The sequence below is a fragment of the Variovorax sp. 10N412 genome, assembly GCF_056394985.1.
The window spans coordinates 48,720-72,796 of record NZ_JBFTIO010000002.1 but is presented as its reverse complement, the minus strand read 5'-3'; the positions used below and the strand labels follow the sequence as shown (position 1 = coordinate 72,796).

The 24,077-nt window shown below is 69.8% G+C and carries 16 protein-coding genes; 9 read left to right on the top strand and 7 right to left on the bottom strand.

The window, feature by feature from the left end:
• Positions 1 to 61: 61 nt before the first annotated feature.
• Genes AC1DJH_RS05850 through AC1DJH_RS05835 form a run of 4 tightly spaced genes read right to left on the bottom strand, consistent with a single transcriptional unit; the run spans position 62 to position 5,695 of the window.
• Complete coding sequence (locus tag AC1DJH_RS05850; RefSeq protein WP_478185040.1) at positions 62 to 598, bottom strand: methylated-DNA--[protein]-cysteine S-methyltransferase; 537 nt, start codon at positions 596 to 598, stop codon at positions 62 to 64.
• Positions 595 to 1,827, bottom strand: a complete 1,233-nt coding sequence (locus AC1DJH_RS05845) for a YbfB/YjiJ family MFS transporter (RefSeq protein ID WP_478185039.1) — start codon at positions 1,825 to 1,827, stop codon at positions 595 to 597. Before AC1DJH_RS05845 ends, AC1DJH_RS05850 begins: the two co-directional genes overlap by 4 nt.
• Positions 1,828 to 1,885: 58 nt before the next feature.
• A complete protein-coding gene (locus tag AC1DJH_RS05840) occupies positions 1,886 to 4,963 on the bottom strand; it encodes an FAD-binding and (Fe-S)-binding domain-containing protein (protein WP_478185038.1) in 3,078 nt (1,025 codons plus the stop codon).
• Between the two features lie 30 nt (positions 4,964 to 4,993).
• Positions 4,994 to 5,695 carry a GntR family transcriptional regulator gene (locus AC1DJH_RS05835; RefSeq protein WP_478185037.1) on the bottom strand — a complete coding sequence of 234 codons (702 nt, stop codon included), beginning with the start codon at positions 5,693 to 5,695 and terminating at the stop codon, positions 4,994 to 4,996.
• 120 nt (positions 5,696 to 5,815) lie between these two features.
• On the opposite strand from AC1DJH_RS05835, the gene AC1DJH_RS05830 reads away from it, so the two are divergent.
• The 3 genes from AC1DJH_RS05830 (at position 5,816) to AC1DJH_RS05820 (ending at position 8,969) form a co-directional block, all read left to right on the top strand.
• Positions 5,816 to 7,057 (top strand): pyridoxal-phosphate-dependent aminotransferase family protein, encoded by a 1,242-nt coding sequence (locus AC1DJH_RS05830; RefSeq protein ID WP_478185036.1) that lies wholly within the window; start codon positions 5,816 to 5,818, stop codon positions 7,055 to 7,057.
• A 150-nt stretch (positions 7,058 to 7,207) separates the two neighbouring features.
• Positions 7,208 to 8,185 carry a Bug family tripartite tricarboxylate transporter substrate binding protein gene (locus tag AC1DJH_RS05825; RefSeq protein ID WP_472112230.1) on the top strand — a complete coding sequence of 326 codons (978 nt, stop codon included), beginning with the start codon at positions 7,208 to 7,210 and terminating at the stop codon, positions 8,183 to 8,185.
• A 13-nt stretch (positions 8,186 to 8,198) separates the two neighbouring features.
• Positions 8,199 to 8,969, top strand: a complete 771-nt coding sequence (locus AC1DJH_RS05820; RefSeq protein WP_478185035.1) for a fumarylacetoacetate hydrolase family protein — start codon at positions 8,199 to 8,201, stop codon at positions 8,967 to 8,969.
• Here AC1DJH_RS05820 and AC1DJH_RS05815 read toward each other — a convergent pair.
• Positions 8,918 to 9,880 (bottom strand): LysR family transcriptional regulator, encoded by a 963-nt coding sequence (locus AC1DJH_RS05815; RefSeq protein WP_478185034.1) that lies wholly within the window; start codon positions 9,878 to 9,880, stop codon positions 8,918 to 8,920. The two genes, AC1DJH_RS05820 and AC1DJH_RS05815, sit on opposite strands and share 52 nt — an antisense overlap.
• 102 nt (positions 9,881 to 9,982) lie before the next feature.
• Here AC1DJH_RS05815 and AC1DJH_RS05810 point away from each other — a divergent pair, with 102 nt between their 5' ends.
• Entirely contained in the window at positions 9,983 to 11,173 is a 1,191-nt protein-coding gene (locus AC1DJH_RS05810) for an MFS transporter (protein WP_478185033.1), read from the top strand.
• Between the two features lie 156 nt (positions 11,174 to 11,329).
• A complete protein-coding gene (locus AC1DJH_RS05805; RefSeq protein WP_478185032.1) occupies positions 11,330 to 13,081 on the top strand; it encodes a sensor domain-containing diguanylate cyclase in 1,752 nt (583 codons plus the stop codon).
• Between the two features lie 13 nt (positions 13,082 to 13,094).
• Here the strand turns inward: AC1DJH_RS05805 and AC1DJH_RS05800 are convergent, their stop codons facing one another.
• Positions 13,095 to 15,905, bottom strand: a complete 2,811-nt coding sequence (locus tag AC1DJH_RS05800) for a sensor domain-containing diguanylate cyclase (RefSeq protein WP_478185031.1) — start codon at positions 15,903 to 15,905, stop codon at positions 13,095 to 13,097.
• 309 nt (positions 15,906 to 16,214) lie between these two features.
• Here AC1DJH_RS05800 and AC1DJH_RS05795 point away from each other — a divergent pair, with 309 nt between their 5' ends.
• The 3 genes from AC1DJH_RS05795 to AC1DJH_RS05785 are packed head-to-tail and all read left to right on the top strand — an operon-like array spanning position 16,215 to position 22,283.
• Complete coding sequence (locus AC1DJH_RS05795) at positions 16,215 to 17,507, top strand: HlyD family secretion protein (RefSeq protein ID WP_478185030.1); 1,293 nt, start codon at positions 16,215 to 16,217, stop codon at positions 17,505 to 17,507.
• A 37-nt stretch (positions 17,508 to 17,544) separates the two neighbouring features.
• Positions 17,545 to 18,855 (top strand): hypothetical protein, encoded by a 1,311-nt coding sequence (locus AC1DJH_RS05790; RefSeq protein ID WP_478185029.1) that lies wholly within the window; start codon positions 17,545 to 17,547, stop codon positions 18,853 to 18,855.
• Positions 18,843 to 22,283, top strand: a complete 3,441-nt coding sequence (locus AC1DJH_RS05785) for an efflux transporter outer membrane subunit (RefSeq protein WP_478185028.1) — start codon at positions 18,843 to 18,845, stop codon at positions 22,281 to 22,283. Before AC1DJH_RS05790 ends, AC1DJH_RS05785 begins: the two co-directional genes overlap by 13 nt.
• Here the strand turns inward: AC1DJH_RS05785 and AC1DJH_RS05780 are convergent.
• Positions 22,214 to 23,050 (bottom strand): FMN-dependent NADH-azoreductase, encoded by an 837-nt coding sequence (locus AC1DJH_RS05780; protein ID WP_478185027.1) that lies wholly within the window; start codon positions 23,048 to 23,050, stop codon positions 22,214 to 22,216. The genes AC1DJH_RS05785 and AC1DJH_RS05780 overlap by 70 nt on opposite strands.
• Positions 23,051 to 23,150: 100 nt before the next feature.
• On the opposite strand from AC1DJH_RS05780, the gene AC1DJH_RS05775 reads away from it, so the two are divergent.
• Positions 23,151 to 24,077: a LysR substrate-binding domain-containing protein gene (locus tag AC1DJH_RS05775; RefSeq protein ID WP_478185026.1), complete on the top strand. Its 927-nt coding sequence runs from the start codon at positions 23,151 to 23,153 to the stop codon at positions 24,075 to 24,077.

Below are 24,077 nucleotides of genomic sequence, written 5' to 3'. Positions count from 1 at the left end.
GGCGGGCGATTGCGGTCCCCGGCGGCGACGAGGCCCGCGCAGCCACGAGGCAACGCCGGCGTCAGAACAGCGAGGCCATGCCGTTCGGCCGCGCATCCTCGATGGCGAGCATGCGCAGCTTGGTCAGGGCGCCGCCGCCCGCTGAAAAGCCGCCCGGCTTGTTGCCCGCGGCGAGCACGCGGTGGCACGGCACCACGGGGGCGAAGGGGTTGTGGCCCATGGCCTGACCCACGGCGCGCGCCAGGGTCTTGTCGCCGAGTTCCTGCGCGATCTCGCCGTAGGTGCGCGTCTGCCCCGGCGGAATGCGCCGCGCAATGGCGTAGACGCGCTGGTGAAAGGCCGACACGCCGCGCATGTCGAGCTCGATGTGCATCAGGTCGTCGTGCACGCCCTGCAGCAGGCCCTGGATGGCCGCGATGGCACGTTGCGCCGTCTCGTTCGGCGGGCCTTCGTCCAGATCCGCAAAGCGCTGCTTCATGCGCGAGCGCGTGGCCGGCTCGCCATCGTCCGCGGGCAGTTGCACGCCGAGCAGGCCCTGCGGTCCCCACGCCAGCGCGCACCTGCCGATGGATGTCTCGAACAGGGCGAAGCCGCTCATTGCGGCTCCTGCAACGCATGCTGGCGCGATGCCAGCACCGCACCGAGCCACAGCGCGATGGCCGAAGCCACCAGGCCGCGCGCCAGGCCGCCCCGTCCGTCGGAGATCCAGCCCGTGACCGTCGGCCCGACGATCTGCCCGAGCGCAAAGACGATGGTGAACATGCTGATGCCCTGCGCCCAGCGCTCGGACGGCAGGTTGTGGCGCACCAGCGCGGTGGTCGACGCCACCACCGACAGGAACACACCGCCGAACAGCACGCCCGAAATCAGCGCCACGGGGGCGGAAGAACTCAACACCGGCAACAGCGTGGCCACGCCCAGCAGGCCGTTCAGCAGCGCCTGGGGCTGCCCGCCGCGGTAGCGGTCGAGCAATCCGGCCCACAGCCGCGACGAAGCCACGCAGGCGATGCCCAGCAAGGCATAGAACAACGTGACGAACGAGGCGCTGGCGCCCTGCTCGCGCAGCAGCGCGATCACGAAGGTCATGTAGCCGATGTAGCCCATGCCGAACAGCGCATAGCCCGCGAGCGCCCAGCCGAAGCGGCGCAGCGCCACCGGGGGTGCGGTGCCCGTTGCGGCCGCCCGCGCCGGATGCGACGGGCTGATCGGCATGGCCCGCCCGGCCCAGGCCAGCAGGCAGGTCGCCGCCACGCTGGCCACGGCCAGCGCCCACCACGCCCAGGCCCAGCCATGCGGCACGTCGGACGCGGCCTTCAACACCTGCGGCACGAGCAGCGCCGACAGCAGGATGCCGAAGCCGGTGCCGCCGTAGTAGATGCCCAGCAGCAGGCCACCGCGCGACGATCCGCTTCTTGCGTCGGCCTCGCCGAGCCGCGCGGCAAGCAGCCCGCCCGCCACGAACACCCAGGCGCTGGCCACGCCGGCCAGCAGGCGCTGCAGCAGCAAGGCCGGCGCGGCCGTGACGAAGCCGCTGCCCGCCATGAAGACGCTGGCCAGCACCGCGCCCACCACCAGCAGCCGCGTGACGCCGAAGCGCCGCATGAGCGCCGGCGTGATCAACGCGCCGATCAGGTAGCCGACCGCGTTCGCCGTGTTCATGCCGCCTGCCAGCGCGTAGCTCCAGCCCAGGTCGGCGCGCATCGGCGGCAACAGCAGGCCGTAGGCGAAACGGGTGATGCCCAGCGACACGGCCGCGCCCATCGAGAGCGCAAAGGCGAGCCGCAGCGTGGGCTGCGCGGGGGCGGTGGAAGGGAACGTGGTCGACATCGGGAAAGGGGCGGCGCCTATTCTGCGGCACCCTGCCCCATCGCGCAGGGAGACCCGTTCAAGCCGCGTCGTCCACCGGGTCGCTGTGCAGCAGATGCCGCTCCAGCAGCACCGCCACATGCACCGCCTCGCGCTGCGCGCCGTCGCCGATCTGGTGCCGGCAGCTGGTGCCGTCGGCCACCACGATGGCGTCGGGCTGCTTGCGGATGGCCGGCAGCAGGCTGGCCTCGGCCATCTGCATCGACACCTCGAAATGGCTGGCCTCGTAGCCGAAGCTGCCGGCCATGCCGCAGCACGAACTCTCGATCAGTTCGGGCTTCGCGCCCGGAATGAGCTGGAGCACCTCCATCACCGGGCTCACCGCGCCGAAAGCCTTCTGGTGGCAGTGGCCGTGCAGCAGGATGGGCTGGGTCGCGGGCTTGAGCGCCAGCGCGAAGCGGCCGAGCTTGATCTCGCGCGCGATGAATTCCTCGAACAGCAGCGCATGCCTGGCCACCATCTCGGCTTTTTCGCCGAAGCCCATCGCCAGTGTTTCGTCGCGCAGCGTGAGCAGGCACGACGGCTCCAGCCCGACGATGGGCACGCCGGCCCGCGCGAGCGGCAGCAGCGCATCGATCAGCGCCTCGGCCTTTTCCTTGGCCTGTTCGACCATGCCGCTGGCCAGGAAGGTGCGCCCGCAGCAATGGTGCCCGCCGCGCTTTTCCACCGTGTGCAGCACGTAGCCCGCAGCCTGCAGCACGCGCGCGGCGGCGAAGGCGTTCTCGCTCTCGAAGGTGCCGTTGAAGGTGTCGACGAACAGCACCGCCGCCTTGCCGCCGCGCCGCGCGATGGAAAGCGCCACGTCGCGCTCGACGAACAGGCCGGGCTCGTTGGCCCTCGCGCGCCAGAAGGTGTCGCTGCGCCACGCGGGCAGCGAGCGCTTCGCCGAAAAGCCCAGCAGCCTTTCGCCGAGCCATGCCGCGCCGGGCACGCTGTTGCGCAGGTTCAGCAGCCAGGGCATGCGGCTGGCCTTGTGGGCGTAGTCGGGCAGGTTCGCCACCAGCCTGTCTTTCAGCGTGTGGCCGTGGCGCTTCTTGTAGTGGTCGAGAAACTCGACCTTCATCTTCGCCATGTCCACGCCTGTGGGGCAGTCGCGCTTGCAGCCCTTGCAGCCGACGCACAGGTCCATGGTGTCGTGCATGGCCTCGCTGGTGAAGGCGTCGGGGCCCAGTTGCCCGGAAAGCGCCAGGCGCAGCGTGTTGGCGCGTCCACGCGTGAGGTGCTGCTCGTCGCGCGTCACGCGGTAGCTGGGGCACATGGTGCCGGCGTCGAACTTGCGGCAGTGGCCGTTGTTGTTGCACATCTCCACGGCCTTGGCCAGGCCGCCGGTGCTGTCGCCGCCGGTGCCCGGCGCGGTGGTCACTTCGGTGACCGGGTCGGCGTTGACGTTCCAGGCCGACCAGTCGAGCACGGGCTTGAGTTCGATGCGGCGGTACGGCTTGGGCGCGGTGGGCGGCGCAAAGCGGAACAGCGCGCCGTCGTCCATGCGCGGCGGGTCGATGATCTTGCCGGGGTTGAACAGGCCGATGGGGTCGAGCTTGCGCTTGATGGCGCGGAAGGCCTCGTTGATGGCCGGGCCGAACTGCCATTCGATCCATTCGCCGCGGCACAGGCCGTCGCCGTGCTCGCCGCTGAAGGCGCCCTTGTACTTGCGCACCAGCGCGCTGGCCTCTTCGGCGATGGCGCGCATCTTGGCGGCGCCGTCCACGCGCATGTCGAGAATCGGCCGCACGTGCAGCGTGCCGACCGAGGCATGCGCATACCAGGTGCCGCGGCTGCCGTGCCTGGCGAACACCTCGGTCAGCGCGTCGGTGTACTCGGCCAGGTGTTCGAGCGGCACGGCGCAGTCTTCGATGAAGCTCACGGGCTTGCCGTCGCCCTTCAGGCTCATCATGATGTTCAGGCCCGCCTTGCGCACCTCCCACAGGTTCTTCTGGCGTGCGTCGTCGGGCATCTCGACCACGCTGCCCGGCAGGCCGAGGTCGCCCATCAGCTCGACCAGTTGCCTGAGTTGCGGCAGCAATGCGGCCTTGTCCGCCCCCGAGAACTCCACCAGCAGGATGGCGGCCGGCTTGCCGATGAGCGCGGTCTCCACCGTGGGCCTGAAGGCCGGATTGGTGAGCGCCAGCTCGATCATGGTGCGGTCGACCAGCTCCACCGCCGTGGGCGCCAGCTTGACGATGTGCTGCGCTGCGTCCATGGCCGCATGGAAGGTCGGGAAGTTGACGATGCCCAGCACCTTGGCGCGCGGCAGCGGCGCGAGCTTGAGCTTCAGGCTGCGCGTGTAGGCCAGCGTGCCTTCGGCACCGATGAGCAGGTGCGCCAGGTTCACGCTGCCGTCGGCCGTGTAAGGGCGCTCGCTCTGGTTGTCGAAGATGTCCAGGTTGTAGCCCGCCACGCGGCGCATCACCTTGGGCCAGTGCTCGGCGATCTGCTCGCGGTGCTGGCGCGCCAGGCCGCGCACGAACTGCGCGATGCCCGCCGCGCGCACGCCGAGCGAACCGACCGGCCCGAAGTCGACCAGTTCGCCGTTCGACAGCCACGCGCTCGCGCCCAGCACGTTGTGCACCATGTTCCCGTAGGCGATGGAGCGCGACCCGCACGAGTTGTTGCCCGCCATGCCGCCCAGCGTGGCCTGCGCGCTGGTCGACACGTCCACCGGATACCACAGGCCGTGCGGCTTGAGCTGCGCGTTCAGGTGGTCGAGCACCAGGCCGGGCTCCACCGTGGCGGTGCCCTCCTCCACGTTCACCTCGAGCACGCGGCGAAAGTGCTTGCTGTTGTCGATGACCAGCGCCGCGCCCGTCGTCTGCCCGCACTGGCTGGTACCGCCGCCGCGCGCGAGCACCGGCACCTTCAGGTCGCGCGCGATGTCGATGGCGGTGGCAATGTCGCGCTCGTTGGTCGGCACGAAGGCGCCGACCGGCGTGATCTGGTAGATCGACGCGTCGGTGGCGTAGCGCCCGCGCGAAGCATCGTCGAACAGCACCTCGCCCTGCGTTTCGGTGCGCAGGCGGCGCGCGAGCAGCTCGCAGGTGTCGTTGGGCGGAAGAACGGTTCCGGCTGGCTGCATGTGGCTGGCGGGATCTATGCGCATGGTGAGTCGTTGTTTTCTTGAAGACGGGTCTCAGCTCGACTTGGCCGAGGGATAGATCTCGCCGGCGCGCAGCAGCTCCAGCACAGTGTCGCGCTTGCGCAGCACGTGCGCCACCAGCACCTTGCGCATGGCGGCGGCGTCGCGCGCGGCCAGCGCGTCGATCATCTGTTCGTGCTCCTGCACCGCGTGCTTCCACTTGGCCTCGTTCTGGTTGGTGCGAAAGCGCAGCGACTGCACGCGGGCGTTGATGGAGCGGTAGGTGTTCGACAGCACCGGGTTGCCCGCCGCGTCGTTGATGGCGGTGTGGATGCGCGCATTCAGCCGGTAGTAGCCCGACAGGTCGCGCCGCGAGAAGCAGGCCATCATTTCGTAGTGCAGCGCGCGCACCTCGGCCAGTTCTTCGTCGGTGATGCGCCTGGCGGCCAGCTCGCCCGACATGCCCTCGAGCATGGCCAGCACCTCGAAGGTGTTGAGCACGTCGGCCTCGGTGAGCTTCACCGCCACCGCGCCGCGGTTGGGCAGCAGGTCGACCAGCCCCTCGGCCGCGAGCAGCTTGATGGCCTCGCGCAGCGGCGTGCGCGACACGGCCAGCTGCAGGCACAGCTCGCGCTCGTTGAGCTTGGCACCGGGCGCGATGCGCCCTTCGACCAGCATGGTGCGCAGGCGCGAGGCCACCTGGTCGTGCAGCGCGAGCCTGGAGATTTCGATGATTTCGATGATTTCGGCAGTCATGGTTCTTCCTTGATTGCATTTTGAATGCAAAAAATGAGCACCACAACCTCGCGGATTAAGGGTAAACCACCAAGCAAAAATGAATTTTGAATGCAAAACTGAAAAGCGAAAGGACAGTCCATGCTGCAACTCGACATCCATCCCACCGGCCGCCACTTCCTCCAGATTCCGGGCCCGAGCCCGGTGCCCGACCGCATCCTGCGGGCCATGAGCCTGCCCACCATCGACCACCGCGGGCCCGAGTTCGGCACGCTGGGGCTGAAGGTGCTGGGCGGCATCCAGCAGGTGTTCAAGACCAGGCACCCGGTCGCGATCTACCCCGCTTCGGGCACCGGCGCGTGGGAAGCCGCGCTCGCCAACACGCTGAGCCCCGGCGACCACGTGCTCATGTACGAGACCGGCCACTTCGCCTCGCTGTGGCAGAAGATGGCCACGCGCCTAGGCCTCTCCACCGAGTTCCTCGCGTTCACGGGCACCGACGCGCAACTGCCGAACGCGCCCGGCTGGCGCCGTGGCGTGCAGGCCGAGCTCATCGAAGCGCGCCTGCGCAAGGACACCGAGAAGAAGATCAAGGCCGTGTGCGTGGTGCACAACGAGACCTCCACCGGCGTCACCTCCGACATCGCCTCGGTGCGCAAGGCCATCGACGCGGCGGGCCATCCCGCCCTGCTGCTGGTCGACAGCATCTCGGGCCTGGCGAGCGCCGATTTCCGGCATGACGAATGGGGCGTGGACGTGACCGTGAGCGGCTCGCAGAAGGGCCTGATGCTGCCGCCGGGCATCAGCTTCAACGCGCTCTCGCCGCGCGCACTCGACGCCGCCAAGCACGCCAGGCTGCCGCGCGCCTTCTGGGACTGGAGCGAAATCGTCGAGATGAACAAGGACGGCTACTGGCCCTATACGCCCAACACCAACCTGCTGTACGGCCTGTCGGAATCGCTCGACATGCTGTTGGGCGAAGGGCTGGACAACGTTTTCGCGCGGCACCAGCGCTGGGCCGCGGGCGTGCGGGCCGCGGTCAATGCCTGGGGCCTGCCCATTCAGTGCGCCGACCCGGCCGTGTACTCGCCGGTGCTCACCGGCGTGATCACGCCCGAGGGGGTCGACGCCGATGCGCTGCGCCGGCTGATCCACCAGCGCTTCGACCTGTCGCTGGGCACGGGCCTGGGCAAGCTCAAGGGGCGCATGTTCCGCATGGGCCACCTGGGCGACAGCAACGACCTGACGCTGGTGGCCATGGTCGCGGGCGTCGAGATGGGCATGAAGCTCACGGGCATCAAGCTGGCCGGCAGCGGCGTGCACGCGGCGATGGACCATTTCGCGAGCCATGCCGCGCCTGCCGCGCTGCAGAAGGCCGCCTAGCGCCCTCACCTCCGAAGACTCCCCAAAGACCGCTCAAAGACAGCACACAGGCCGCAGCGCATCGCTCGAACGATGCGGCGGCCGCCTTGCCGGGCCGCGACACATCGCGCCCGGCACGCATCGGACCCCAACACCACGGAGACACAGATGATGCAAAGACGCTCCCTCATTCAAGCCGCAGGCGCCGCGGCCGCCACGCTGGGCGTTCCCCGGCTCTTCGCGCAGGAGTGGCCTTCGGGGCCGGTGCGCATCGTGGTCGGCTTTCCGCCGGGCGGCGGCACCGATGCGCTGGCGCGCGTGGTCGCGCAGAAGCTCACGATCATGTGGGGCCAGCAGGTCATCGTCGACAACAAGGGCGGCGTGGCCGGGGTGCTCGCAGCCGACTACGTGGCGCAGCAGCCCAGCGACGGCAGCGTGCTATTGATGGCCCACATCAACAGCCACGCGCTCGCGCCCAGCCTGCAGCCCAAGCTGCGCTACAACGTGGAGCGCGACTTCGTGCCGATCGTGCTGGTGGGCGTCACGCCCAACCTGCTGATCGCCAACCCCGGCCAGAAAGCGCTCAGCGTGAAGGACATCGTGGCCGCCTGCAAGGCCGCGCCGGGCACGGTGAGCTTCGGCTCGGCGGGCGCAGGCTCGGCGCAGCACCTGGCGCTGGAGATGTTCAAGCTGCAGGGCGGCGTCGACGCGCTGCATGTGCCGTACAAGGGCAGCGGCCCGTTGCTGGCCGACCTGATGGGCGGGCAGATCCAGTACAGCTTCGAGACCATGACGGCCGCCACGCCGCATGTGAAGAATGGCCGCGTGATCGCCGTTGCCCAGACCCGCACCAAGCGCGCCAAGGGGCACCCCAACGTGCCGACGATGCAGGAGCAAGGCTTTCAGGGCTTCGAGGCGACCACGTGGTACGGGCTCGCCGGGCCGGGCAAACTGCCGGCGTCCATTGCGCAGAAGGTGAACCGCGACGTGAACACCGTGCTCGCCATGCCCGACGTGCAGGAGCGCATGGACACCTACGGCGCGGAAGACGGTGGCGGCTCGCAGGACAAGTTCAAGCAGTTCATCAGCACCGAGATCGCCAAGTGGGCGAAGGTTGTGAAAGACGGCAACGTCCACGTCGAAAGCTGAGAAGATCTTGCGGATGAACCCTTCCCAGACCGCCCTCACAGACGCCCTCGTCGCCGCGCGCCGTGGCAACCGGACCCTCGATGCCTCGCCCTGGACCGACGCGCTCTCCACCGCCGAGCAAGCGTACGAAGTGCAGGACGCCGTGGCCGCCGCGCTGGGCTGGTTCGACGCACAGCCCGTGCCCGGCACCTGGAAATCCGGCGGCGGCTCGCGCAGCGCGACGCTCACGCATGCCCCGCTGCCGCCCGTTGGCGTGCGGCCCGACTCGGCCAACTTCAGCGACCTCGTGCTCCACTCGCCCGGCATCGAAGCCGAGATTGCCCTGCGCCTGGGCCAGGACGTCACGCCCGCGCAGGCCGCAACGCTCGACCACCAGAACGCCGCATCGCTGATCGACGCCATGGCCGTGTCGGTCGAAATCGTCGATGCGCGCTGGCAAGACCTGTCCGACACGCCCGCCCTGCTTCGCCTGGCCGATTCGCAGGTGCATGGCGCGCTGGTGCTCGGCGAATGGATTCCCTGTGCCGCCATCGACTGGGCCTCGCAGCGCTGCGAAACCAAGGTCGGCAACGCCGAGACCGTGGTGCGCGAAGGCACGCATCCGCTGGCCGACCCCGCTTGGCTGCTGCCGGCCTGGCTGCGCCACATCACGCGCCACGGCCAGACCGCGCCCAAGGGCACCGTCGTCACCACCGGCTCGTGGGTGGGTGTGCTGCCCTGCCGCCGCGGCGATCAGGTGAGCGCGGCATTCCCCGGCATCGGCAGCGTTCGCCTGAGCGTGTAGCGCGCGCCGCCCACGCCCGAGCAGGCCACCAGAAAGTCGAGCACCGCCCGCACCCGCGCGGGCAGCGTGCCGGCCTTGCCGATGTACACCGCGTGAATCGGTTCCACGTCGCACGGGTTGAACTCCTCGAGCAAGGGCACCAGCCGGCCCGCATCGATGTCGTGCTGGATGTGGTACAGCGACAGCCGCGCCACGCCCGCCCCCGCAATCGCCAGCTGGCGCAGCGTTTCGCCGTCGCCCGCGCGCACCGGGCCGGCCACCGGCAACCACACCATGCGCCCGTCCACGCGCAGCGGCCAGTCGGGCGAATTGCGCCGGTACGTCCAGCCCAGCCGGTTGTGCGCCGCCAGTTCCTGCGGCGCGCGCGGCGTGCCGTACTTGCCCAGGTATGAAGGCGCGGCCACGATCGCCTGGCTGGTCTCGCCGAGGCGGCGCGCCACCAGGTCGGACGACGGCAGCTCGCCCCAGCGGATCGCAATGTCGGCGCGCTCGTCCATCAGGTCGACGATGCGGTCGGTCAGCGCAATGTCCAGCGTGATCTGCGGATGCTGCTCGAGCAGGCGCGGCACCAGCGGCACCAGCTTGTGGTGGCCAAAGGACACGCTGGCGTTGATGCTCACGCGCCCACGCGGCGCGGCACCGGCCGCGGCACAGCGCTCGGCCTCGTCCAGGTCGGCCAGCACGCGCGTGCTGCGCTCGTAGAACGCGGTGCCTTCGGGCGTGAGCTGGAGCTTGCGCGTGGAGCGGTGCACCAGCTGCACGCCCAGGCGCAGCTCCAGCCGCGCCACCAGCTTGCTCACCGCCGACGGCGTCATGTCCAGCAGGCGCGCCGCCGAGGAGAAGCCGCCGGCCTCGATCACCTGCACGAAGGCTTCCATTTCGCCGGAGCGGTTGACGTCGAGGCGCGGCATGGCTTTCTCTCCTGCTTTCTGGCTTGTGATTTCAATTCACAAGTCCCTGTACCGGCGGCATTCTAGTCATCGATGGCCGATGTCTTCACAGTACAGGGCATCATGCCAATCGCTCTACTCGCCCTCACCGCCGGCGCCTTCGGAATAGGCACCACCGAGTTCGTCATCATGGGCCTGCTGATGCAGGTCTCAACGGATCTTCAAGTCTCCATCACGGCCGCCGGCCTGCTGATCTCGGGCTATGCGCTCGGGGTCGCGGTCGGCGCGCCCGTGCTCACCATCGCCACGCGCAAGCTGCCGCGCAAGACCGTGCTGCTCGCGCTGATGGCGATCTTCACGCTCGGCAACCTGGCCTGCGCGCTGGCGCCCAACTACGAGATGCTCATGGCCGCGCGCGTCGTCACCTCGCTGGCGCACGGCACCTTCTTCGGCGTCGGCTCGGTGGTGGCCACCGGCCTGGTGGCGCCGGAGCGGCGTGCCTCGGCCATCGCCATCATGTTCACCGGGCTCACGGCCGCCACCCTGCTGGGCGTGCCGTTCGGCGCCTGGCTGGGCCTGCATTTCGGCTGGCGCTCGGCCTTCTGGGCGGTGACGCTCATCGGCCTGCTGGCGCTCGCGGTGCTGGCTGCATTCGTGCCCCGCGTGAAAGGCGAGGCCGCGCCCGCCCCCTTGCGCGAGGAACTGGCCGTGCTGGCGCGCCCGCAGGTGCTGCTGGGCCTGGCGATGACGGTGCTCGGCTTTGCCGGCGTGTTCGTGGTGTTCACCTACATCCAGCCCTTGCTGACGCAGGTGACCGGGCTCTCGGAATCTGCCGTGTCGCCGATCCTGCTGGTGTTCGGCGGCGGCCTGGCGGTCGGCAACATCCTGGGCGGCAAGCTGGCCGACCGCGCGCCGATGGCCGCCGTGCTCGGCACGCTGGTGGCGCTGGCCGTGGTGCTGGGCGCGATGCAGTTCACCATCGGCACGCCGTTCGCCGCGGTGGTGTTCGTGGGCCTGCTCGGCGTGGCCTCCTTCGCGACCGTGGCGCCCATGCAGTTGCGGGTGCTGGAGAAGGCCTCGGGCGCGGGCCAGAACCTGGCGTCGAGCCTGAACATCGCGGCCTTCAACCTGGGCAACGCGCTTGGCGCATGGGTCGGCGGCGTGGTGATCGACCATGGCCCGGGGCTGCGCGCACTGGGCTGGGTGGCGGCTTTGCTCACGCTGGTGGGGCTGGCGATTGCGCTCTGGAGCCGATCGCTGGACCGGCGCGCGCCGCGCGGCCCGCTGGGGGAGTGCGCCTCGGCACAGGCCTGACTTCGTCCAGGCATCACGGCGGCCTCCGGCCGGGTCAGCCCCGCCCGGCGTTCGTCCTCGGCGAAGACCGTCACGAAAACAACGTCCTCGGCCGCCCCTGAGTGGAACGGCGGACAATCGGTGCTCTTCCGGACAGGACCGCCCCCGGCGCCTTCGATGTCTTCCAAAAGCCCAGACCGCCCCGCTCATCCCGACGCCCCCGAGACACCTTCTTCCGCCCGCTCCAGAGGCTGGCTGCGCAACCTGCTGCGCAGTTTCCGCACCCAGGTCGCGCTGGGCTTCGGCGGCCTGGCGGCGGTGCTGGTGGTCACGCTGTCGCTGGCGCTGGGCTCGATGTTCGCGCAGAAGAGCGAGGCCGACGAATCCGCCGCGTTGCGCACCATCGCGCAGAACGCCGCCAAGGCGCTGTCCGGCGGCCTCACCTCGCGCACCCGCGAAATCGAACTGCTCGCCGCCACGCCCTGGGTCTGGCAGGAAGGGCTGGACGGCGAACGCGTGGCGCAGAGCATTGCGCGCACCCAGGCTCTGACGCCGTACAGCGCATGGATCGGCGTGGTCTCGCCCGAAGGCGTGGTGCAGACGTCCACCGGCAAGCTGCTGATCGGCGCCAACGTGGCCGAGCGCCCCTGGTTCCAGGAAGGCCTGCGCGGCACGCACGTGGGCGACGTGCACCCCGCCAAGCTGCTGGCCTCGCTGCTGCCCAAGGGCAGCGACGGCGGGCCGCAGCGCTTCGTCGATTTCGCCTCGCCCATCCGGCGCGACGGCCAGCTGGTGGGCGTGCTGGGCATGCACGGCAGCTGGGAATGGACGCGCAGCGTCGTCGAGTCGCTGTTCCCCGACGACGCCGTGTCGCGCCGCCTGGAAGTGCTGGTGCTGGACGCGAACGACCGCGTGATCTATGCGTCGGACGCCAACCTCGACCAGGCGGCCACCCTGAGCATGTCGGGGGTGAACCCGAACGGTGCGGTGAAGTTCGCGCGCGAGGCCTCGGGCGGAGAGTTCCTGGTGGCCACCGCATCGGTGGGCCCCACGCAGGCCGCGGACCGCGCGATCGACCTGGGCTGGACGGTGGTGGCCCGCGAGCCCGCCGAGGTGGCGCGCGCCGCCGCGCGCGAAGGCGTGCGCAAGGCGCTGACGCTGGGCATGCTCGCCGCCGCCCTCGCCTTCTTTCTGGGCTGGGTGCTGGCGGAGCGGCTCACGCGGCCGCTTCGCCAGATTGCATCGGTGGCCAAGGCCATCGGCACCGGGCGGCTCGACAGCGGCATTCCGATCACCGCAGGCAGCTCCGAGGTGAAGCAGCTGTCGCTCGCGCTCGCGGGCATGACGGCCCGGCTGGTCGGTGCCAACGCCGAGCTCGAGGAACGCGTGAAGGAACGCACCTTGGCGCTGGAAACCGCGAACGCCGAACTCGACCGGCAGGCGCACGTCGACGCGCTCACCGGCCTGCTGAACCGTCACGGCATGGAAGAACGCCTGCTGCAGACGCTGCCCGTGACGCACCCCGACGCCATGCCGCTGGGCATCGTGATGATCGACATCGACCACTTCAAGAAAATCAACGACCGCTTCGGCCACGCCACGGGCGACAGCGCCTTGCGTGCGGTGGCCGGGGTGCTGAAGGCGCACCTGCGCAAGTCGGACATCGCGGCACGCCTGGGCGGGGAAGAATTCGTGCTGATGCTGCCCGGGGCCAGCGCCATCGAGGCGCTGCGCATGGCCACGGCGCTGGTCGAGCTGGTGGCGCACACCGCGTTCGACACCGTCGGGCAGATCACCGTGAGCTGCGGCGTGGCGCAGATGACGCGCGCCGACGACACAGTGGACACCGCCTTGCGCCGCGCCGACAAGGCGCTGTACGAGGCCAAGGCCCAAGGGCGCAACCGCGCTCAGCTTGCGGCGGCCGACTGACGGCCCGCAGGGGCTACGCCAGGTCTTCGGGCGCCCGATCGGGCACCGCGCCGCCCAGCTTCAGCGGGTCCCTGGGCACGCCCGCCGACAGGAAGAACTCGAACCGGTTGCGCCCCGCCGCCTTGGCGTTGTAGAGCGCGGCATCGGCGCGTGCCAGCAGTTCCTCGGCCGTGGCCGAGGAGTCGGCGGCCCAGTGGAATGCGATGCCGATGCTGGTGGTGACCGAGATGGTCTGGCCTTCCACCACGAAGGGCTGCTGGCCGATGCGCTGCACGATCTTCTCGGCCACGGTGGCCGCGGCCTGCGGCCCGCTCAGGTTCTCGATCACCAGCACGAACTCGTCCCCTGCCAGCCGGGCCACCTTGTCGGTGCCCCGCACGCTGGCCAGCAGCCGGCGCGCGTACTCCACCAGCACCGCGTCGCCCACCGCGTGGCCGAAGGTGTCGTTGATGGTCTTGAAGTGGTCGATGTCCAGGAACATCAGCGCCATGGCGTTGCCCGTGAGCCGCACGCGCAGCACCGCGTCGGGCAGGTGCTCGTTGAAGGCCAGCCGGTTGGGCAGGCCGGTGAGCGTGTCCAGCCGCGCCAGCTCGATGAGCTGGTGCTCTACCAGCTTCAGCGCGGTGATGTCCAGCGCCAGCGAGAAGATGCCGTGCGTGAGCCCGTCGTCACGGATGTCGGGCACATAGATGACCTGCGTGATGCGCTCGAACCCCGTGCGCTGGGTGCGCGCCTCGAACTCGACCCGCTCGCCGGCCAGCGCGCGCGACAGCATGGGCCGGCGCGACAGGTACACCTCGCGGCCCGCCACGTCCTGCAGGTGGCGCCCCACCACCTGCATCGGGTCGAGCCCGAGCCATTGGCGGCTGGTGGCGTTGGCGAAGGTGATCTTCTCGTCGCGGTCGATGTAGGTGATGAGCACCGGCAGGTTGTCGGTGATGGTGCGCAGGCGCAGTTCGCTCTCGGCCTGGCGCAGCTCGGCCTCTTTGAGCGCCGTGATGTTGAAGCTCATCAGGTAGAAGCCGACCACCTCGCCGCGCGCGTTGGTGTCGGGGATCAGGTTGACCTGGAAGTAGCCCTGCTTGCCGTGCAGCGGCGCGCGAACCGGAAAGCGCACCTTCTTGCCCGAGAGCATCACCGGCAGGTAAGGCTTGTGCTGCTCGTAGATGGCGTCGCCGAGCACGGTCTGCAGCGTGGCGCCCTCGATCGGCTTGTCGCCCAGGCCCGCCATCTGCCGCGCCCGGATGTTGCCGAACAGGCAGACCTGGTTGCGGTCGAAGTAACCGACCAGCGCCGGAATGCTGTCGGTCACGTCGCGCAGCCGCTTCTCCTGCTCGGCCACGGCTTTGCGGATATTGACTTCGTCCGTGATGTCGAAGGTCATCGCGAACACGCCGCGCACCGCCCCGTCGGCGTCGAGGTCGGGGATGTAGTGGGCCTGGAAGGTGCGGTGGCCGATGCCCAGCGCCGGGTCGCCGGGCTTCTCGAGAATGACGGTCTCGCCCGCGAGTGCGCGCAGGAAATAGGGCTCCACGACGGCGAAGTCGGCGCCCCGCACTTCGGGCATCAGGCGCCCGACCAGCGGCGCATGGTTGTGCAGCGCACGGATGCGCTCGTTGACGAAGGTGTAGCGCAGCGAGGCGTCCACGTGCGAGACCATCGCCGGAATGTTGTCGGCAATGGTGCGCACCGTCGCCTCGCTGCGCGCCAGGCGGAACTCGCTGGCACGCCGCTGGGCCATCAGGTCGTCGAAGGTGCGCGACAGGTCGCCGATCTCGTCGCGGGTGTAGCTGCTCGCCGGGCGCCGGGCCTGTGCCTCGGCGGGCGTTTCGCGCGTCGACTGCAGCATGTGGCTGTGCAACGCGTCCAGCGGTTTCAGGCGCCGGCGCACCACCACCAGGGCCAGCACGCCGGCGGACAGCGAGAGCACCAGCGCGCCCAGCCATGCGTTGTGCTCGATGGCGTCGATGCGGGCAAAGGCCTCGGCGCGCGGGTACATGGCCCCGACGATCCAGGGGGTCTGTTCGGTGCGGTCGAAGGCGTAGAGGCTGGGCACGCCGGCTTCGTCGACCCCCTCGCCCGTGCCCTCGAAGCCGGCCATGGCGCGCAGGATGTCCACATTGCCGCCGTTCGGCTGGACCACGCTCAGGATGCGTGCGGTGTCAGGGGAATCGACCATCACGCCGTCCGGCGTGACGATGAACAGATAGCCGTTCTTGCCGAACTTGACGTCGCCCAGGGCGCCCAGGATGTTGCGGTCCTTCAGGTTGATGGCGCCTGAAATCACGTACCTGACCTGTCCCGCGCTGTCGAGCACCGGCTGCGTGATGGCCACCTGCGGCAACCCGTTCAGCCGGTTGCGGTACGGCTGCGACACCAGGCCTGTCTTGGTGGCCACTGTCTTCTGGAAGTAGTCGCGGTCGCGGATGTTCACGCTGCCGTTTTTCTGCGCGCCGTTCAGGTTGGCCACCAGGGTGCCGTCGGTGCCCATGAACGCGACGTTGTCGAAAGCCTCGCGCAGCGACGCGTGCTTTTCCAGGAAGGCCTGCAGCGGTTCGGCGCTGTCGAAGGCCTGCGACTCCACGCTCTCGGCAAAGGTCTTCAGCAGGATGCGGCGGCTGCCGAGTTTCTGGTCGATGGCGTCGGAGATGCCGCTCACGCGGGCCATCTGCTCGGCCGCGATCGACGCCTGCATGCTGCTCTTGACCAGGTGGAGTGCGTAGGTGGCAATGGCGAAGGTTGCTGCCAGGACCAGTGCGGCCACGCCCAGGCTGAGGCGCGTGTGCATGCCGAAGCGGAATTTCGAGGAGCCGGTTGCGTTCATTGATCTGGGTCAGACCGGTACGTTGCCGGCGAAAGTTGCCGGCTGAGTATCGGTGTGTTCTACGCAGTGGGAAAGTGCCTGGATGCGCGCGCTCGCCGGGCGTCGATTGCGCAACCGCTGTTGTCGGCAATGAGAGCGCCACCACCCGGCCCCTACATCCTGTTGCCAATGTAAGCATAAATTGTTAACTTTTGGCATGTCTATTGCTGCGTTGCAGCAATAGCAGATGGCGCGCCCCAATGACGTGCCGCGACAGCGGAGACGACGGTTTCTTACATAGGTCACCACGTCATCGATTGCGAGGCGCACATGAACGCAAGCACTGTCCGGGAATCCGCCGAGATCGCGGATGCCGAAGCCGCCGGCTGGTTCCGCCGCCTCAGGCGCAAGGGCGGCGGCGGGCCGCCATCGAGTTCGGAATCGATCGTGCCGCGGCTTGCGGGCTACGCCCTGCTGGCGTTCGTGCTGTGGCTCGTCGTAACCACGCTGATCCAGCCGCTGGTCTCGCGCCAGGCCACGCGCACGGTGCTGCAGGCGCCGGTGCTGCTGGTCACCTCGCCCATCAGCGGCGTGGTCACGCAGATGACGGTGCGCGCGCTCGACAAGGTCGACGCGGGCACGGTGGTGGCCACGGTGCAGAACCCGACCATCAACCGGGACATCCTCACCACGCTCACCACCCAACGCCTGGCGCTGCAAAGCCAGGTGGCGCAGCTGGCCAACCAGCTCAATGCGTCGAGCGAGGAGCTGCAGTTCGTCGAGCAGCAGGGCAAGCTGTACCGCTCGGCCTCGATGGCGCAGACGCGCGATGCCTGGCAGATCGCGCAGCGCCAGCGCGAGGTGGCCCTGAGCAACGTGGCCGAGCAGGAACTGAAGGTACGCCATACCTCCGCCATGCTGGACGAAGGCGCCGTCAGCCCGCAGGCGATGGACGCCGCGCAGGCGCAGCTGAGCATCTCGCGCGCCAGCGCGGCGGTGGCCGAGCAGGCCTCTGCCGGGCTGGGCCAGAGCGTGGCCAGCGCGAGCCGGGGCGTGTTCGTGGGCGGCAGCGGCGCCACCGTCTACCAGACCATGGCGAACCGACGCGAAACGCTCGCCGGCGACATCGAGCGCGCACGGCACGACAGCGAAGCCCTGCAGCAGCAGCTGCGCGAGGTGAGCGCGCTGGAAACCGACGAGCGCCGCCGCATCGAGAAGATGGCGGCATTCGAGATCCGTGCGCTGCAGGCCGGACAGGTGCACACGGTGCTCATGCCGCAAGGCAGCTACGTGCCGCAGGGCGCCACGCTGGTGCGCATGATCGACTGCAGCCGCGTCGAGGTGGTGGCGGTGTTTCCGCCGCGTGTGGCCAAGCGGCTCAACATGGGCTCGACCATCGCGGTGAAGACGGACGACGTGCGCCCCGAAGTCTCGGCGCGCGTCACGCAGATACTGCCCGTGGCGCCCGAGGACTTCCAGAGCCGCTACGCCGTGCCCTTCCCTTTCGCGGAGCAGGGCTCGGTGTACGCGGTTGCACATGTGGAATCGAACTCTCCGGAATGGCTGGCGCAGCGCGGGCTGTGCGCGCCCGGCAAGGTGGTGTCGGCGCGGCTGGCGTCATAGCGTGGCCTGCTCTCCACCAAGCCGATCGAGGCCCCCGATGGATCACGCCTCGCTCCTCTTTCGCAGCTGCGCGTTGCTGGCGGCTGCCGTGCTCGGTCTCGTCACGCAGGCCGCGATGGCTGCCGGCGACGTCCGGCCGGCGCTGGCACGGCAAAGCTGCGACGGCCTGCGCCGCGCGGTTGTCACCGATGCGCGCGGCGATGCGGCGTCGCCGCTGCTCCTGTCGAGCTACCGCACCGACCAGCCCATTGCCGGTGTGCCCGAGCTCGCGCCCAGCCTGGCGAACGTGGCCTTCGTGTACGACAACGCGCTGGCGGGCATCGCGCTGCTCGCGTGCGGCGACACGGCCTCCGCCAGGCGCATCGCCGACGCCGTGGTGCTCGCGGTGGAGCGCGATGCGCAGTACCCCGACGGCCGCGTGCGCAACGCCTACCGCGCCGGCCCGCTGGCCGACGGCAAGCCGGTGCTGTCCGGCTACTGGGACGCGGGCAGGAACCAGTGGATCGCCGATGCGTACCAGGTCAGCACCGCGACGGGCAACGTGGCGTGGGCCGCATTGCTGCTGCTGAACGTCGACCGCGTGGCGCCTTCGCCGCGCTACACCGACGCCGCGGCAAGGCTGCTCGCATGGGCCGAGCAACGCACGCGCGCCACCACGGACCCCGACGGCTACCAGGGGGGCTGGTACGGATGGGACAGCGCCCAGAAGGCCCAGACCTGGAAATCGACCGAGCACAACATCGACATCGCGATGACGGCCGCCTGGGCCGCGCGCGGCAGTGCCCGCCCCGAACAGGCGCGCCAGGCCGGCGTTGCCCTGGCCTTCGTCTCGCGCATGTGGAGCACCGCCGAGCAGCGCTTCTACATCGGCACGAAGGAAGACGGCGCCACCATCGCCACCACCGGCTCGGGCCTGGACGCGCAGCTGTGGCCGCTGCTCGCGGCGCCGCCCGGCCAGTGCGCCTGGCGGGCCGGCCTGGCCTGGGTCGAGCGCAACCACCGCTTCGGCGACGGCTACGGTTTTTCGCAGCAGCCCGACGGCATCTGGACCGAAGGGAGCGCGCAGGCCGCGGCCACGCTGGTGGCAGTCAAGGGCTCCGCGCCCGAAGCACTGTGGCAGCTGCTGGCCTCGCAACGCGCCGCCAACGGCCTTTACTACGCCACGCCGAGCCCGCGCATTTCCACCGGCCTGGCCATCGGCCCCGACTCGGTGGGTGCCGACTTCTTCTACTACCGCTGGCCCCACCTGGGCGCCACCGCCTGGATCGCGCTCGCGGCCACGGGCTGGAACCCCTTCACCGGCAACGTCGTCACTGCTTCCCCAGGAGAAAAGCCATGTCCGAACTGATCGATACGCCCGAGTTCAGGGTCAATCTGATGGTCGCGGCGCTTGCCCTGATCATGATCTTCCACGCCCGCGCGGACCGCGGCTCGCACCGCGTGCTGTTCGGCTTTCTCACCGCGCTGGTGCTGGTGCGCTACGTGGCGTGGCGGCTGGCCGAGACGCTGCCGCCGGCCGACCTGGGCTTCGGCACGCTGATGTCGTGGGTGTTCCTGGTGTTCGAGATGATCGCCATCGTCTACACGCTGCTGTCGATCCAGATGCTCACGCGCCGGCGCGACAACCACGCCCAGGCCGACCTCGGCGAAGCCGGGCTGCGCGCGCGCGGCGCCAACGTGCCGGCGGTCGATGTCTTCATCTGCACCTACAACGAAGAACTGGGCGTGCTCGAGAAGACGATTCTTGCGGCCCAGGCCATCGACTATCCGCATGTGAACGTGTGGGTGCTCGACGACACGCGGCGCGACTGGCTGCGCGACTACTGCGAACGCAAGGGCGTGCACTACGCGCGGCGGCCCGACAACGCGCACGCCAAGGCAGGCAACCTGAACAACGGCCTGCGCCTGTCGGCCGCGGCCACCAACGCGCCGTACATCCTGGTGCTGGACGCCGACTTCACGCCGCACCGCAACATCGTGTACCGCACGCTGGGCCTGTTCGACGAGCCGAAAGTGGGCCTGGTGCAGACGCCGCAGTTCTACTACAACGCCGACCCCATCCAGCACAACCTGCGCGCCACCGACAGCTGGGTGGACGAGCAGCGGGTGTTCTTCGACGTGCTGCAGCCCGCCAAGGACGCGGCCGACGTGGCCTTCTGCGTGGGCACCTCGTTCGTGATCCGGCGCGACGCCATCACCGAGGCGGGCGGCTTCCCCACCGGCAGCGTGTGCGAGGACATCTACACCACCTACACGCTGATGCGCTTCGGCTGGGTCACGCGCTGGCTGAACGAGCGGCTGTCGAACGGGCTCTCGGCGGACAGCATCGTCGACTACATCAACCAGCGCAGCCGCTGGTGCCTGGGCACCATCCAGGTGGCGCTGCTGCGGGACGGCCCGCTGCGCGGCCGCGGCTACAGCTTTGCGGCGCGCGTGCACTACGTGCACGGCCTGCTGCACTGGCTGACCAAGCCCTTCATCCTGATGATGCTGGCGGCCCCTGCGCTGTACTGGTACACGGGCGTGTCGGCCTTCCACGCCACGCCGCGCGCCTTTGCCCTGTACGGACTGCCGCCGCTGGTCATGTTCTGGGGCTACACCTACTGGATCAGCCAGCGCCGCTGCCTGCCGGTGTTCACCGAGGTCACGCAGATCGTGGCCGCCATGGCCGTCACGCGCACCATCGTCACCTCGCTGGTGCGGCCCTTCGGGCGCCCCTTCAAGGTCACGGCCAAGGGGCAGGACCGCTCCAAGACGGTGGTGCACTGGAACCTGGTGCTGGTCTTCGGCGGGCTCATCGCGGCCATGGAGGCGGCCGCCATCGGCGCCATCGGCAACGCCATGACCACCGGCGACATGCTCAACGTGCTGTGGACCATCGTCACCACGCTGTACTGCCTGGCCGCGCTCATCGCCTGCATCGACCGCCCGCGGCCCGAGCACGACGAACGCTTTCCGTATCTGGCCGACACCACGCTGCGCAGCGCCGCCGGCGTGGGCGCGACGCGTTTCGTGGAAATTGCGGTCGACGGCGCCGTGCTGCGCGAAAGCGCCCTGCTGCGGCGTATGCCGGTCGGCGAACCGCTGGACGTGCACGTCGACCACGTGGGCTGGGTGTCGGCGGTGGTGACGGGGCGCTCGGCCGCGGGCGTGGCGCTGTCCTTCGTGCACGACGAGGTGCTCCACGACCACCTGGTCCGCCATGTGTTCAGCCTGCCGCCCAGCCATGTCGCGGTGCAGGTGAACCCGGGGCGCGCGGCGCTCGCGTTCATGGGCAGCGCCGGCTGGCACTGGCCGCGCTTTCCGGTGGCCTTTGCGCGCGCCATGGCCGCGCCGCTGCCGATGGTCATGGTGCTGGTGCTCGGCGTGCTGGTGCTGTCGGGCTGCAACCTCACGCCGCCGCTCAAGGAAGCCGACGTCGTGGTGCCCGCCCAGTGGGCCGAGGGCACGGGCAACGCCGCCGCCGCGCCGATGGCCTGGCACGCGTTCGTGCGCGACGACGAGCTGCGCGGCCTCATCGCCACCGCCCTGTTGCAGAACCGCGACCTGCGCGTGTACGCCGCCAAGGCCCGCGAGGCGCGCGCCGTTTACGGCGGCGCGCGCGCCAGCCTCTTCCCCGAAATCGGCCTGGCCGGCTCGGTCGGGCGCGGCAACGTGACCACCTCGCTCGGCCCCGACGGCATCGTCACCAACAACCAGGCGGTGGGCCGCGTGGCCACCACCTACGCCGTGCAGGCCGGCGTCACGGCGTACGAGCTCGACTTCTTCGGCCATGTCGACGCTGGCGTGAAGCAGGCCGGCTCGCAGGCCCTGGCCAGCGAGCGCGACCTGGCGGCCGCGCGCATGAACCTGGTGGGCGAAGTGTCGAACGCCTACCTCACGCTGCGCGCCGACCGCGCCCTGCTGGCGCTCGCCGAGGGTGACCTCGGCAGCCAGAGCGACAGCACCCGCGTGATGCAGCGCGCCCGCACCGTGGGCGGCACGTCGGACCTGAACGTGCTGCGCTCGCAGTCGCTGGTGGAGCGCGCCAATGTGCAGCGCGAAGAGTTCCGCATGCGCGTGGGGCAGGACCTGCAGTGGCTGGCGGTGCTGGTCGGCCAGCCCGTGCCGCCGACCATCGGCATGCAGCGTCCCTGGCCCGAGCGTTCGGTGGCCGACGTGCCGGTCGGGCTGCCCGCCAGCCTGCTGCAGCGCCGACCCGACCTGCTGGCCGCCTACGCCCGCGTCGAGGCTGCGAACTCGGGCGTGGGCGCGGCCAAGGCGGCGTTCTATCCGAGCTTCTCATTGACGGCCGTGGCGGGTGGGCTGAGCACCGAGTTCTCCAGCCTGCTGGGCGCGGGCAACCGTAGCTGGGCCACCGTGCTCGGCGTGTCGCTGCCCATCTTCGACTGGGGCCGCCGCTCGGCCAACCTGAGCGCCAACGAAGAGCGGCTGGCCGCCGCCATGGCCAGCTACGAGTACGCGGTGCAGCAGGCGCTGCGCGAAACGGCCAACGCGCTCATCGCCGACAGCCACCTGCGACCGCAGATCACGGCGCAGCAGGCGCGCGTGCAGGCGCTGGACAAGGTGGCGTCCATTTCGCGCACACGCTTTCGCAACGGGCTGGAGGACTACTTCGCCGGCGCCGATTCGCAGCGCGAGCTGTACATCGAGCAGCGCCAGGCCATCGAACTGCAGCTCAAGCAGGCGGTGAACACCGTGAACCTCTACAAGGCGCTCGGCGGCGGATGGGACGATGCGCCGGCGGGGGCGGTGGCGTCGAACACGCCGCGTTGATGCGGGCCGCCTGAGCCGTTTGCGTCCGCTGGCCGCGCACTGCCCGTGGCGGCCTGGCTGCGCGTGATCGAGCGCAGCAGGAAGTCGGCCAGATCGTCCACGCGCGACTCGGTGCGACGCAGCGACTGCGCCAACTGCTCGCCGCCGAACTCGTCGAACTCCACCGCCGCCTCGAACACCTCGGTGATGCCGATGTAGCCCAGCGCCGCGCGCACGCTGCTCTCGGTGTGGTTGAGGTGGGCCACGCGTCCGCCCCCACCCTCGCCGTCGCCGTAGCCGTGGTCCCCGCGCGCGCCCAGCAGCACCACGCGCTTGCCCGCATCCGCCAGCAGCGGCCAGTAAGGCACCGCGCCGCGCGCGCGGTCGAAGCCGAAGGTGCGGCCCACGCGCACGATGTTGTCGATCCAGGCCTTGAACTGCGCGGGCACGCTGAAGTTGTACATGGGCAGGCCGATGACGACGAGGTCTGCGGCGATGAGCTGGTCGACCAGGCGGTCGCTCTCCGCCAGCGTCTCGGACATCCAGGGTTCGCGTGCGGCCGGTGGCGTGAAAGCCGCGTGGATCCATCGGCCGTCGACGTGCGCGGGCGGGTGCTGGCCCACGTCGAGGTGGTCGATGCGGTCGCCGGGCCGCGCCTGGCGCCAACGCTCGACGAAGCGCGCGGACAGGCGGCGCGTGTGCGAGCCGTGCGGGTCGATGCCGGAGCGGCCCGCCCGGGCGCTGGCGTCGATGTGAAGAAGGTTCAGGGTCTGGGTCTGGGTCTTCATGGGTGAGCTGGTTTGGTCTGCCTTGCGCTGCCACAATGGCTTTGCAGGCCTTGAATCTAGGCATGCAGGCCCGTGCCCACAAACGATCATTTCTCTGCCCATGGACGAGATTGGCTCATCTGTTCGCCCTCCCCGCCGGCTGCCGCCGCTGCTGTCCCTGCGCGCCTTCGAGGCCGCCGCTGCCCACCTGAGCTTTCAGCGGGCGGCGCTCGAGCTCTCGGTGACGCCGTCGGCCATCAGCCACCAGGTGCGCGCACTCGAAGACACGCTGGGCCAGCCGTTGTTTCGCAGGCTCACGCGGCAGCTCGCGCTGACGCCTGCGGGCCGCCGGCTCTTCGACGACCTGCGCACGGGCTTCGACGTGCTGCAAGCCGGTGTCGACAAGCTGCGCCGGCCCGCCGCATCGCAGGCCGTGACGCTGACGACCAACACCGCCTTCGCCGCGCGCTGGGTGCTGCCGCGCATGGAGGCGTTCCGCAAGTCATGCCCCCACGTCGAACTGCGCTTGCACACGAGCGACACGCTGGTCGACCTTGCACGCGGCGACGCCGACATCGCGGTGCGCTCCGGCAGCGGCAACTGGCCGGGGCTGGTGTCGCGCGAACTCATGCCCGAGCGCTATGCGCCGCTGTGCAGCCCGATGCTGGGGTTGAAGCGCGTGGCCGACCTGCCGAAGCACCAGCTCATTCATTGCGACTGGCAGCCGCAGGCCCTTGCGCCGGCCGTGTGGCCGCGCTGGTTTCGTGAAGCCGGCATCGCGCCACCGAGGGGGCGTGGGATCAAAGCCGCGGGCCTGTCGTTTTCCGACGAGACGCACGCCACGCTGGCAGCGCTCGCGGGGCATGGCGTGGCGCTGCTGAGCCTCACGCTGTCCGCGGAAGAACTGCGCAGCGGAGCGCTGGTGCAGCCCTTCGGGCCCGCGCTGGCTACCGGCAGCTACTTTCTTGCGGCGGCCCACGGGCGGCAGAACGAACCGGCGATTCGCGCGGTGTGGGACTGGATCGCGGCGCAGGCCGTTGCCGGTTGA